A 13,385-nucleotide genomic window follows, 5' to 3' on the forward strand; every position below is an offset into this window, starting at 1 on the left:
TTATGTTTTTGCGTTGGCTTTCGCAAACTCTAGCAAAGCTTTAATGCATTTTTTTGTCACTTTTTTGGATTTTTTTACGTTTCGCCATTGAAAAGCTTAAAAGGGGTCATACATAGGAATCAACACTCGTTGAGCCCCGCGCTTAACCAGTTAAGAATTTTTTTAATGCAGGGTTGAAATCAAAAAACAATAACCCCATTAAAAAACCAAGTTTTTTGTTTAATTATTTAGTTCGGAGATTTTCCAAATGGGCAAAATCATCGGTATTGACTTAGGTACTACCAATTCATGTGTTGCTGTATTAGACGGCGATAAAGCAAAAGTAATCGAAAACGCAGAGGGTGATCGCACAACCCCTTCGATCATCGCCTATACAGAAGACGGTGAAACGTTAGTTGGTCAACCAGCTAAGCGTCAGGCAATTACTAACCCTAAAAATACATTATTCGCAATCAAGCGTTTAATCGGTCGTCGTTTTACTGATAAAGAAGTACAACGCGATGTAGACATTATGCCATTTACAATTGCACAAGCTGACAACGGTGATGCTTGGGTTGAAGTTAAAGGCGAAAAAATGGCTCCGCCTCAAATTTCTGCTGAAGTTTTAAAGAAAATGAAAAAAACGGCAGAAGACTATTTAGGTGAAAAAGTAACTGGTGCTGTTATTACTGTTCCAGCTTATTTTAACGATGCTCAACGTCAAGCAACTAAAGATGCTGGCCGTATCGCTGGTTTAGATGTTAAACGTATTATCAACGAACCAACCGCTGCTGCGCTTGCTTATGGTATGGACAAAAAGTCTGGCGATAACGTAATTGCAGTTTATGACTTAGGTGGTGGTACATTTGATATTTCAATTATTGAAATTGATGAAGTTGAAGGCGAGCATACTTTTGAAGTATTGGCGACTAATGGTGATACTCACTTAGGTGGTGAAGACTTCGATAACCGTTTAATTACTTATTTGGTTGACCAGTTCAAAGCGGATCAAGGTTTTGATTTACGTAAAGATCCATTAGCAATGCAACGCTTAAAAGAAGCAGCAGAAAAAGCTAAAATTGAACTATCATCAGCTCAACAAACAGAAGTTAACTTGCCTTACATTACAGCAGATGCTTCTGGCCCTAAACATTTAAATATTAAAGTAACTCGCTCTAAATTAGAGTCTTTAGTTGAAGATATGGTTAAGGCAACATTAGAGCCGTTAAAAATTGCATTAAAAGATGCTGATCTTTCAGTAAGCGATATTAACGATGTCATTTTAGTGGGTGGCCAAACCCGTATGCCATTAGTACAAAAAACAGTATCTGAGTTTTTTGGCAAAGAACCTCGTAAAGATGTTAACCCAGATGAAGCGGTTGCAGTAGGTGCTGCGGTTCAAGGTGGTGTATTATCTGGTGATGTAACAGACGTTTTATTATTAGACGTAACGCCATTATCACTTGGTATTGAAACTATGGGTGGCGTAATGACACCTGTTATTGAGAAAAATACGACTATCCCAACTAAAAAGTCACAAACTTTCTCAACAGCTGAAGATAATCAGTCTGCGGTAACTGTGCATGTATTACAAGGTGAGCGTAAACAAGCTAGTGCAAACAAATCTTTAGGTCAATTTAATCTTGAAGGTATTCGTCCTGCACAGCGTGGCATGCCTCAAATTGAGGTGACTTTTGATATTGATGCCGATGGTATTTTACACGTATCAGCAAAAGACAAAGATACAGGTACAGAGCAGAAAATCACAATCAAAGCTTCTTCTGGTTTAAGTGATGATGAAGTTGAAAAAATGGTTCGTGATGCAGAAGCTAACGCTGAATCTGATAAGAAATTTGAAGAATTAGTTCAGGCGCGTAACCAAGCTGACGGTTTAGTTCATGCAACTAAAAAGCAAGTTGAAGAAGTGGGCAGTGAATTAGCAACTAACGATAAAGAAGCGATTGAAACTGCAATTTCTGAATTAGAAACTGCACTTAAAGGCTCTGAAAAAGACGAAATTGAAGCTAAATCTCAAGCGTTAATTCAGGCTTCTGCCAAGTTAGTTGAAATTGCGCAAGCAAAAGCACAAGCTGAAGGTGCGGGTGCTGAGCAGCCAGAAGCTTCGGCTAATAACAGTGCTGACGATGTAGTTGACGCTGAATTTGAAGAAGTTAAAGACGATAAAAAATAATAATTTAGCTTAACGGCTAATTTATTAAGCTTGCCACAGAGCGCTGGCAAGCGGTCTAAGTTGACTAAACGGGCGCTTGCGCCCGTTTGACCGTTTTGCACAAGGCAATAACCGAAAACTGAGCAAGATATATGTCCAAACGCGATTTTTATGAAGTATTAGGCGTAGAAAAAAGCGCTGGTGAAAAAGAAATTAAAAAAGCTTACAAGCGCTTAGCGATGAAATATCACCCTGATAGAACTAAGGGTGATAAAGCTTTAGAAGAAAAATTTAGAGAAATTCAAGAAGCCTATGAAGTGTTAGGCGATGCCAACATGCGTGCACGTTATGACCAATATGGTCATGCTGGTGTTGATCCGCAAATGGGTGGCGGCCATGGCGCTGGCCCGCAAGACTTCTCCGATATATTCGGTGATGTATTTGGTGATATTTTTGGTGGCGGTGGTGGCCGTCGTCAGTCACGTGCTCAGCGTGGTTCTGACCTACGTTATAATCTGGATTTATCACTGGAAGAAGCTGTACGCGGTAAAGAAGTTGAAATTAAAATACCAACAGCCGTTGCATGTGAACCATGTGATGGCACTGGGGCTAAACCGGGTTCAAAACCAACTACTTGTTCTACTTGTGGTGGGGCTGGTCAGGTACAAATGCGCCAAGGTTTTTTTGCAGTTCAGCAAACTTGTCCAAGTTGTCATGGCCGTGGTCAGGTTATTTCTGATCCTTGTAGTTCATGTCGTGGTGAAGGCCGAGTCCAGAAAACTAAAACTTTATCCGTTAAAATTCCAGCAGGCGTAGATACGGGTGATAGAGTTCGTTTAACCGGTGAAGGTGAGGCCGGTGCACATGGTGCGCCAGCCGGTGATTTATATGTGCAGGTCAATGTTCGCCAGCATAATATTTTTGAGCGTGACGGTAATAACTTATATTGTGAAGTGCCAATTGGGTTTACTACGGCTGCATTAGGTGGCGAAATCCAAGTACCTACTTTAGATGGTAAAGTGAAACTGAAAATACCAGAAGAAACTCAAACCGGCCGTATGTTTAGAATGCGTGGTAAAGGGGTTAAATCGGTTCGCACTGGTGCAGTTGGTGACTTAATTTGTAAAGTGGTTGTTGAAACACCAGTTAGTTTAACCGATGCTCAAAAAGAAATTTTACGCCAGCTTGAAAGTGAAATGGAAGGCGGAACCGCGCGTCACAGACCTAAAGAAACTGGTTTTTTTGATGGCGTTAAACGTTTTTTTGACGACTTACGCAACTAATTCACTTTGTATCAAATCATAAAAACGCTACACTAAAAGCTACCTAAGGGTAGCTTTTTTATTGGCAAATCAACAATATCAGGACGTTTATAATGAAAAAAATGCTTGTTTTTATTTTGACTGCACTTGCCGTGGTGGCATGCACTCAGTCACCAACCGGTCGTAGCCAGTTTATCATGGTAGATGGCGATACTATGGCTAAAATGGGCGTAGAAAGTTTTACCGCGATGAAACAGGAAGAAAAAATATCAACCGATAAATCGCTTAACCGCTATGTTCAGTGTGTGGCAACCCCTATTTTAAAAACTTTGCCTGAAGGTTGGCAGGACGATTGGGAAATTGTGGTATTTGATAGTGAACAGGTGAATGCTTTTGCATTACCGGGGCGTAAAATCGGGGTTTATACCGGTATTTTAAGTGTTGCTGAAAATGCCGATCAGCTAGCTGCAATTATTGGTCATGAAGTAGGACATGTTATTGCTAATCATAGTGGTGAGCGGGTTTCACAAAGCACAGCAGCTAATATGGCAATGCAAGGTGCTTCTATTTTATCTCAGGGTAGTGACTATCAGCAGGCGATTATGACAGGTTTAGGTTTGGGTGCGCAGTTTGGCGTATTATTACCTTATAGCCGTACACATGAGTCAGAAGCTGATGTTATTGGGCTTAAATATTTAATTGAAGCCGGCTTTAAACCTGAAGAATCAATGAGTTTGTGGGAAAATATGAATAAGTTAGGCGGAGAACGCCCAATGGAATTTATGTCTACTCACCCTGCACCAGAAACTCGGATTAATAATTTAGCACAGCATATTAAGCAGTATCAAAGCCAGGGCGTTAAAGCTAAATTTAGTCGTCCTAACTGTTCTAAATAAATGCATTAACAAGTGATCGTACAGTGAAAAAAAACTGGAATACTTATAAAGTGATCCGCCTGTTCACATGGGGAATAGGCGGCACTGCATTAATTATATTTTATATTTGGTTTGAGTTTTTTACCCCTAAAGCTGGCCTAAATACACCAGCAAACTTAGGGTTTAACCCGCTAGTTTGGGCTAAATCTTCTCAAGATTATTCAGCGACTAATCCGCGCCAATATATGTATTTGGATGTGGTCAAAAATCACATTGAAAACGGCCTGAAGCGTTTTGAGATTGATAAAAAATTGGGTACGCCAGATTATATTGATGATCAAAAAACATATTATTATTTACTTAATTACGAGCTAAATAAATCTGACTTTAATTATTTGGTGATTCACTTTGACCACAACGATTTAGTTAATTTGTTTTACTACACCAGTAAAAAACATAAACTTTAATCTTGCTCTAGCACTTGCTCCGGTGGCGATTCTAAATATTGATACTGGATCTGGTTACGCCCTTGTCTTTTAGCCTGATAGAGCATTTTATCAGCCTGCTTAACCAGCCATTGAGTTGGAATTTTTTGATGTTTAGGGCTTTTAATAGTCACCGCGCCAATACTGATACTCAAAAATTGATGCTCACTGGCTCGGTTTTCTATTTTTAATCCATAAACATTATCCAGCACCTTATTTAAAATAGCTTCGATATCTGAACTACCATGGAAAATCAGCGCAAACTCTTCGCCGCCGTAACGAGCCGCTAACTCATAAGGGCGGCGAGTGACTTTTTCCAGTTGTTTAGCCACTTTTATTAATGCTTCATCGCCTATCACATGGCCATAAGTGTCATTAAACTTTTTAAATAAATCGACATCTATCATAGCTAAAGTTATTTCTACCTGTTCTCGTTGGGCACGGCGGCAGGCTAATACAATTGCTTCATCAAATGCGCGGCGATTTCCTATACCGGTTAAACCATCTATTCGAGCTTCTCTGGCCAGTAATAATTCTGCATTTCTGCGTTTAGTGATATCAACAATGGTTAATACAATACCTTTATCAAGGTTTTGGGTGTCAATGGCCTTAAATTGAGTTGAACACCAAAATAAGTTGCCATTTTTATGTTTGCATTCACAATCAACCATGTAACTGCCGTGCTCAAAGATTTTATCTTTGAGCCATTCCATATCCGCTAGAATATCTCTATCGTCTAATTTTAAAAAAGTTTGGGATTGATTGATAACGTCTACTATTTTATAGCCAGTGATTTCTTCAAATCTTTTATTACAGTTCGTGACTTTGCCATTTTTGATTAATAATATACCGATATAGGCATTATTAAATATGGCTTTCTGCTCTTGTAAGGCATGGTCTAAAGTTAAAGTTCTTTCTGTTATTTCATCTTCAAGCGATTCTAAAGACTCTTTAACATAGGTACTCATTTGTTTATATCTTTGAGCTAAGAGACCTGTATCATCATTATTTTTACTTAACTCGGTGAAGCCTGAAGTGGTTTCTAAGTGATAGTTACCTTGTTTGATTTGATTACAGGCTTGATTGAGTATTTGAATAGGGCGTTTAACTTTTCTTTTTAATAAAACATATAAGAAAATTGAGACGATGAGAAACATGATTAAAGAAAATAAAAAAATAAACTCAGCAACTGTTATTGCACTTCCTGGGGTGAAAGGCGCTAATGTCACTAACCATAATGGTAACTCACCGAGTTTTTGAGCGTGAACTAAAGCTTGTTGATTATTGGTTTTAAAGCTGATCTGGCTTAAAGCCCGAGTTGAGCTTTCTCCTTGTTCATTAGGTTTTATTAGTGATTGTTTTAATATGATTTTTTCATATAGTTCTTGTTTTGAGAGATTATACTGTTTATCTATTAGGTTGCGAGTCTCTGTATCCGTATTTATATTATCAATAGTTATCAAATGTTGATTAGCGAAAGCATCATCATTTTTAAGCAATAATAACTCGATTTGTTCAAGGCTAAAATCCTGACCTATAGTGAACCAGTAAGCTCCATCTACATAAATAGGAGTAAATAAAGAGATTGTTTTTTTATTATTTTCCGAGCTTATATAAATTTCGGACCAGTAGCTTTTATTAGCTTGATCATGTTTTATCTTAGTAACTAAATTTTGTTTTTTAATTAGTAAATTATCAAAATCACTAATTGAATTGATATTTAAACCGGGCCAATAAAACAAAGAAAATTGTTCACTGGCAAAAATATATAGATTTAAAGAGTTTGTCGTTAATAAATTATGGTAGCGATTTAATAGATTCCATGCAGATAATACTTTACTTTCTATTTCAGGTGTTATGTGTAACACATTAGGTGATATTGACGAATAAACAGACTTTAAACTAGCAATAGCATTATTTCCTAAAGGATTAAAATTTTCTATAAATTGGTTTTCAACATTGGATTGGAAAAATAAATCTAAGTCAGAAGGGGTGATATGATTTGGAACACTAGATTTAGCTTGCTGTTGTAATAAAATTTGCTGCTGCTCAAATCTTTTTAAGTTTTTATTTAAGTGCTCGGCGGTAATATTGGATATATCTGAACTGATAGTTTGATTGTGCTGAATTATTGACAGGTTAAACAACCAATAAGCTAGCCAAGATATTGAAATACAACATAATAAAAGACTAATAAACACTCTTGTTGTAATGATACTTGCTATAGATCTTGATGGAACATCTTTTTTTGTAATTTTTGGAACACTATTTTCCTTGTTTATTGAACTTAAGGTCAATGGAAAGTTTTTAATTTTCGCTTGAAGATTGACTGCCATACAAAGCTCCCAGCTAGGCAAATTCGATAATTGAGCATTGGAAAGTTGCGTTATGTAGCCACAGTGTGCAAGACAACTTTAAATCCCTAGAGTATAGTTAACTTTTTAAAGTCTGTTTAAATAGTTAAACAATATAATTTCATTGTAATCGTTTTAATTCAAAACAAAAGTGTTTTTGTACTTGTGTATAAAAAACTGTGAGTGATTTAACTGGTTTGAAATTTTGTCTTGCTATAACTTTAAAGGAGCAAAGAAGATAATATGTCACTAATTACATTTTTAATTATCGGCGCTTTGGCTGGTTGGCTTGCCGGTCAGTTAACCAAAGGTCAGGGATTTGGGATTTTAGGTAATATCGTTATCGGGATTGTTGGTTCAATTATCGGTGGCTTTACTTTTGGTTTATTAGGTTTTTCATCTAATAATTTAATTGGCTCAATTATTATGGCAACTGTTGGTGCGATTATTTTGTTGTATATAGTAAGGCTAGCTAAAAAATAAAGTAGATTGATGAATCGTAATTAATGGTTTGTAAATAAAAGGCGCGGTATGCGCCTTTTATATTAAGTGTTAATCCGAATTAACTAATATTCAGATTAAGTTGACTGTAAATTATCGATACTCTTTTTCAGGTCTGCTATTTGGCTTTGTAGTTGCTCAACCTGAGCTTTACTGGCTGGTATATCTTCATCTTTAGCATGAGTCGATTTCATATTATTATGCTCTTCACTCATCACTTCTAAAATGGTACCAACCATCATATTTAAGAAAATAAAAGCCGTTAAAAAGATAAAGGTTAAATAGTAAATCCAACTTAAATTATATACTTCCATTGTTTCATACATAATATCTGTCCAGTCTTCAAACGTGGCAATTCTGAATAAAGTCAGCATTGAAATAGAAACATCCTGCCAAAGTACCGGATTGATATGAGCAAATAACATGCTGCCGACAGCCGCGTAAATGTAAAAAATAACAAACATTAATAACGCAATATAACCCATTTGAGGAATCGCTTTAATTAATGCATTTACCAGCATTCGAAGCTCTGGGATCATAGAAACTAATCTGAGCACCCTGAATATTCTGAGTAGTCGGGCAATAAATAAAGTTGAACCTGCCGCCGGATATAAACTACCTAGCACTATGATAGTGTCAAAAATGTTCCAGCCTTTTTTGAAAAAGTCTTTAAAGCTGTTGGTCGCTATATAACGGATAACCAGCTCAATTAAAAAGAAAACTGTGATCCCTAAATCCAGCCATTCCAGGATAAGTTCTACCGTTGGATTGAGTGAATAGGTATGTGCACCAACGGTAAGCGCTGAAATCACAATGACACTAATCACAAAATATTGAAAAGGTTTGCTTTGATCGATTCGTTTAAAAATACTTTGGAGTTTTGCCAGCATAAATTACCTTATTGACATAATAAGTCGAAAACGACAGCGATTATACGCAAAGGTATGCTATTGGCTACAAAATTCATTTTGATTCGAGAATAAATTTACAAGAGATTGTTTTTACTTGGGATAAGTTTAATTTTATTGTCATTTTTGAGTGTTAAATTTTAATCATAGGATTGAATATAGGCGCGATTGATGAAAGTTAAGGTATTAACCCAACCCGATAGTTACAGCGAAGATAATTATGGTAAAAAGGCACAGTTAACCCCAGCGTCATTATCAATAGATATGACTGACTCATCATTTCATCTCGCTTCACCAAGTACAATTGACCTTAATCAGCAGCCTAACCAGCAAATCATTAATGAAATTTTGCATACGCTGACTTTGCCGCAAAAAGAACTGAATTCAAAATATTTATATGATTCGAGCGGCTTAGATTTATTCTACCGGATTTGTCAGTTACCGGAATATTATTTGTATGAACAGGAAACCAGCTTGCTGGCCAATGCCGCTCAATTATTAGCGGGTAAGTTTTATTCTGAAATTGATTTAGTTGAATTTGGCGCAGGCTCTGCGATTAAAGCACAATATTTATTAGATAAATTACCCAGAATCAAAACATATCATCCAATTGATTTAATTACCGCACAAATTAATGCCAGATTAGAAACATTTACTCAGCGTTACCCTCAACTTGAAATTGTGCCGCTAGAGGCTGATATAACTCAAAAGCTAAAACTGCCTAAATTATCCCATTCAATCAAACTTGGGTTATTTACCGGCTCAATTATCGGCAATTTGTCTAACTCGGATGCACTGGACTTTTTAAATCAGGTGAGGCGTATTTTAGGGAAAGGTAGTTATTTATTAATTGGCGTTGATAATAAAAAGCCTGCCAGTATTTTGCACCTTGCTTATAATGATCCAAACGGTTTAACTCAAGCATTTAACCTAAATATATTAACTCACTTAAATAGATTAACCGGTTCAGATTTTGATATAACTCAATTTGAACATTATGCATTTTATAACCCTGAGCGTAGCCGGGTAGAAATGCACTTAGTCAGCCGCTGCGAGCAAGTTGTCAATATTGATGGACATAATATTTATTTTGCCGAAGGCGAAAGCATTCATACTGAAAACGCCTATAAGTTTACCAAACAGACGTTTTCTCACTTAGCGGCTAAAGCTGGCTGGCAAATTAATGAAAGCTGGCATTCTGATAATAGTCACTACAGCTTATACTTACTGGTGACTAAATAATCTGATCTATACATGATAAAACTATCATCATTGAAACGTAAAATAAGCTTTTCAATGCAGATCGGGCTTTTAGCCCATTTTATGCCTGTCGCTTTGAACGCCATAAATGGCGAACTAAAGATAATTAACCAGTTAAAACTAAATGGAAACGGTAGTCGCGACTATACGGCTAGCTTAAATTAACGATTTTAACGTCAATAGTTTCTGTTTTATCTGGTATATCATCGTCAGCATATAATTCGCTATCAATTTGAGGCATTTGAATGCTTGGGGTATCAAACGCAATATCGCCTTCACCGTTAAACTCACTCATAGAATCAGAAACTAATCCTTTAAAATCGTATAATTTAGGATCGGCTAAATGCGATAAGCTGACATTTTGCATGGCATTAAACATGGTTTCTAAACGGCCCGGATGTTGTTTATCCCAGCCTTGCAGCATTTCTTTAATAATTTTACGTTGAAGGTTTTCCTGCGAGCCACATAAGTTACAAGGAATAATAGGAAATTCTTTAATTGTTGAATATTTTTCAATATCTTTTTCGCGGCAGTATGCAAGTGGGCGAATCACAATATGTTTGTTATTATCGCTGATTAACTTAGGTGGCATGCCTTTTAATTTACCGCCATAAAACATATTTAAAAACAGCGTTTCTAAAATGTCATCTCTGTGGTGGCCAAGTGCAATTTTAGTAATTTGAAGCTCTTCTGCGGTGCGGTATAAAATCCCGCGTCTTAACCGTGAGCAAAGTGCGCAGGTGGTTTTACCTTCAGGTACTTTTTCTTTAACAATGCTGTAGGTATCTTCGTTAACTATTTTAAAATCGACTCCAAGCTCGGTTAAGTATTCAGGTAAAACATGCTCTGGAAAGGCGGGTTGTTTTTGATCAAGGTTAACAGCTACAATTTCAAAGTTGATAGGGGCGCGTTTTTGCAAAAATAGCAAAATATCAAGCAGGGTATAACTGTCTTTGCCACCGGATAAGCACACCATAACTTTATCGCCATCTTCGATCATATTAAAATCTTCAATGGCTTTGCCTACACAGCGGCGGATCCGTTTTTGAAGTTTGTTAAAGTTATACTGTTGTTTTGCTGTTAATGTTTGCATACGCACCTCATTCATTTTGAGGCGCGGATTATATACGTATCATTTATTCAGCTCAAGAAAGACAACCTCAGACTGCGATTTATTCCGATTTATCATCAAGCTTTATCGGACAAACAAATCCTTCTGGCTTTATTGCCAGCACATCACAATTTGCAGCATCTAATAAATGCTCGGCAGTATTACCTAATAATGCCGCTGATAAACCGGTTCGACCTACCGTGCCAATGACAATAAGTTCAGCATCTATTTCTTTAGCAACATCATTAATAATGCTCTCTGGCAGGCCTTCTTTGACCATGCATTTATCTTCAGCTATCGAAAATTGTTTAGCATATTGTAAAGCTGAGGTTTGATGATGCTGGCGAATTGCCTGACGATATTGGGTTGGATCAAATTCTGGCAGTTCAACTGTTAAGTTGACAGGGGTACCGGGGTAACAATTCAGTAAATATGTATCTGAATGTAAATAACTGGCAAAAAGCTGAGCCGTTTTAATAATATTCTGATTTAAGTCTTTATGATGTTTTTCTTCGTTCGCTGCATTAATCGCAGCAATAATCTGTCCATTTTCTGGCCACGCATGATCTTTAACTAACAATACTGGTGCAGGAGCTTTACGGATTAAATGCCAATCGGTTGGCGTGAAAATAACAGAGTGGAGTAGGTGGTGTTTATGGGTTGCTTTAACAATTAAGTCAAAATTATCTTTTAAGGTGTGTTGGATAATGGTTTCAAACGGGCGGTTATGCCATTCAACTAAAGAATGTAATTGCTGAACTTGGCCAGCGTAAGGGGTAAGCACTTCATCGAGCCAAGCGGTTCGTTCTTCTATCATGCTACGGCGCATTAACTCGCGTTCATCGCCGGAAAGCATTGTGGTCATTTCGTACGAAAAGTCATAAACCACTAATAAGGCTGTGACACTAGCACCGGTTTTTTTAGCCAGTTCAACTGCTCTTTTTAGCGATTTTTGTGCTTCGTCTGCTGGATCAATTACGGCAAGAATTTTATTTAAGTTGTTCATTTGTACTCACCTTTAGTTAATTTAATGATAATTTAAGTTTAGGTGATTTTGGCCTATTTTACCTGTGACAGAGTTAACTTTTTGCCAGTTCAGTAAGCTGAGGTAAATCAACTATTTTAATAAACTTAGCTTCTACTTTTATTAATTCTTGTTTTTGAAAACGGCTTAATAAACGGCTAATGGTTTCAACTGTTAACCCTAAATAATTACCGATTTCTGCCCGTGTCATAGTTAGGCGAAACTCTGATTCAGAAAACCCTCGCTCTTTAAAACGTTGCGATAAGCTATAAATAAAGGCAGCTAATTTTTGCTCGGCCGTTTTTTTATTGAGTAAAAACATCATTTCGCGATCTACAATAATATCATTGCTCATCAGGCGCATAATCTGAGTTTTTAATTTTGGTAAATCTGTACTCAGTTGATCAACTACATTAAATGGAATTTCACAAACCATAGCGGTTTCAAGCGCAGTTGAATAGGTTGGATGGCTTTGGTTATTTATGGCATCAAACCCAATAATATCGCCGGGTAAATGAAACCCTACAATTTGTTCTTCACCCGCAGGAGAGAGCGAATAAGATTTAAATGAACCAGAACGAACTGCATATAATGAATTAAAATGCTTACCAGCCTGAAACAACTGATCGCCTTTATGCAATGGACGTTTGCGCTGAATAATTTCGTCTAATTTCTGAATTTCTTTGTCATTCAGTGAAAAAGGTAGACACAATTGGTTCATACTACAGTTTTGACAAGAAACTGTGTTTTTAAAGTTCATTTTTTATCCTATCGTCTTTGATATGAATCAAAATAAGTCTAACTTTTTTTAACCCAGTTGCAAAGCCGTAATGTATAAAGTATGTGCACCAAACATGATCAGCATCAAACCAGCAAGATATTGACTGTATTTATGTTTTAGTATTTGGCCTAATTGCTGGCTTAATTGGGCGCTAAGTAATAAAGCAGGTAAGGTCCCTACACCAAAACATAACATAATAAATGCAGATTGCAGTGGGTTGGCTTGAGTTGCGGCAAAAGTTAACGTGCTATAAACCAAACCACAAGGTAGCCAACCCCATAGCATGCCGCTGAAAAATCGAGCCGTTAAACTTTTAGTTGATATGCTTTTTTGAGCAAGCGGAGCGATGAGTCGCCAGAAAAGACCAAATATTTTTTCAATATAAATTAGCCCCATGTATAAACGCGAGATATATAAACCTAATAAAATCAGCATTATGCCAGCTAATAGACGGAGCGCGAGTAAAACTCCCTCAAAGCTGTCAGTTAACCATAAACCAGCATAACCCAGAAGAAATCCAGCTATTGTGTAACTACTAATACGACCAAGGTTATATAATAAAGCGCTGATAAAAGATTTGTTAAGCCCCATTGCCGCCGATAAACCACCGCACATGACCAAACAATGGCTGGCACCTGATAATCCGATAATAATGGCAGCTAAATAATCAGACAT

At 36.9% G+C, this 13,385-nt stretch carries 12 protein-coding genes; 6 read left to right on the forward strand and 6 right to left on the reverse strand.

What is annotated here, in order from left to right:
- Positions 1–247 precede the first annotated feature (247 nt).
- The 4 genes from dnaK to N7931_RS02640 all read left to right on the forward strand — a co-directional run bounded on the left by dnaK (position 248) and on the right by N7931_RS02640 (position 4,753).
- Positions 248–2,170, forward strand: coding sequence for a molecular chaperone DnaK (gene dnaK / locus N7931_RS02625; protein ID WP_262791728.1), 1,923 nt, complete (start codon positions 248–250; stop codon positions 2,168–2,170).
- A gap of 131 nt (positions 2,171–2,301) precedes the next feature.
- Positions 2,302–3,432, forward strand: coding sequence for a molecular chaperone DnaJ (dnaJ, locus tag N7931_RS02630; protein ID WP_262791729.1), 1,131 nt, complete (start codon positions 2,302–2,304; stop codon positions 3,430–3,432).
- Positions 3,433–3,524: 92 nt separating this feature from the next.
- Entirely contained in the window at positions 3,525–4,307 is a 783-nt protein-coding gene (locus N7931_RS02635; RefSeq protein WP_262791730.1) for a M48 family metallopeptidase, read from the forward strand.
- A 23-nt stretch (positions 4,308–4,330) separates the two neighbouring features.
- Positions 4,331–4,753, forward strand: a complete 423-nt coding sequence (locus tag N7931_RS02640) for a hypothetical protein (RefSeq protein ID WP_262791732.1) — start codon at positions 4,331–4,333, stop codon at positions 4,751–4,753.
- Here N7931_RS02640 and N7931_RS02645 read toward each other — a convergent pair.
- Complete coding sequence (locus N7931_RS02645) at positions 4,750–6,918, reverse strand: diguanylate cyclase (protein WP_262791733.1); 2,169 nt, start codon at positions 6,916–6,918, stop codon at positions 4,750–4,752. The two genes, N7931_RS02640 and N7931_RS02645, sit on opposite strands and share 4 nt — an antisense overlap.
- A gap of 450 nt (positions 6,919–7,368) precedes the next feature.
- Here N7931_RS02645 and N7931_RS02650 point away from each other — a divergent pair, with 450 nt between their 5' ends.
- On the forward strand, positions 7,369–7,608 hold the full coding sequence (locus tag N7931_RS02650; protein WP_262791735.1) for a GlsB/YeaQ/YmgE family stress response membrane protein: 240 nt from the start codon (positions 7,369–7,371) through the stop codon (positions 7,606–7,608).
- A 95-nt stretch (positions 7,609–7,703) separates the two neighbouring features.
- Here N7931_RS02650 and N7931_RS02655 read toward each other — a convergent pair whose 3' ends face one another.
- A complete protein-coding gene (locus N7931_RS02655) occupies positions 7,704–8,516 on the reverse strand; it encodes an ion transporter (protein WP_262791736.1) in 813 nt (270 codons plus the stop codon).
- Positions 8,517–8,705: 189 nt separating this feature from the next.
- Here N7931_RS02655 and egtD point away from each other — a divergent pair, with 189 nt between their 5' ends.
- Entirely contained in the window at positions 8,706–9,776 is a 1,071-nt protein-coding gene (gene egtD / locus N7931_RS02660) for an L-histidine N(alpha)-methyltransferase (RefSeq protein WP_262791737.1), read from the forward strand.
- Between the two features lie 169 nt (positions 9,777–9,945).
- Here egtD and ttcA read toward each other — a convergent pair whose 3' ends face one another.
- From ttcA to N7931_RS02680, 4 genes are all read right to left on the reverse strand, one after another.
- The gene (ttcA, locus tag N7931_RS02665) at positions 9,946–10,887 is read right to left on the reverse strand and encodes a tRNA 2-thiocytidine(32) synthetase TtcA (protein ID WP_262791739.1); all 942 of its coding nucleotides are present in this window, start codon (positions 10,885–10,887) and stop codon (positions 9,946–9,948) included.
- Between the two features lie 79 nt (positions 10,888–10,966).
- Entirely contained in the window at positions 10,967–11,911 is a 945-nt protein-coding gene (gene uspE, locus N7931_RS02670) for a universal stress protein UspE (RefSeq protein ID WP_262791740.1), read from the reverse strand.
- A 73-nt stretch (positions 11,912–11,984) separates the two neighbouring features.
- Complete coding sequence (fnr, locus tag N7931_RS02675; protein WP_262791742.1) at positions 11,985–12,689, reverse strand: fumarate/nitrate reduction transcriptional regulator Fnr; 705 nt, start codon at positions 12,687–12,689, stop codon at positions 11,985–11,987.
- Positions 12,690–12,737: 48 nt separating this feature from the next.
- Entirely contained in the window at positions 12,738–13,385 is a 648-nt protein-coding gene (locus tag N7931_RS02680; RefSeq protein ID WP_262791744.1) for a sulfite exporter TauE/SafE family protein, read from the reverse strand.

The sequence above is a fragment of the Catenovulum sp. 2E275 genome (assembly GCF_025515275.1).
Taxonomy (GTDB): Bacteria; Pseudomonadota; Gammaproteobacteria; order Enterobacterales; family Alteromonadaceae; genus Catenovulum.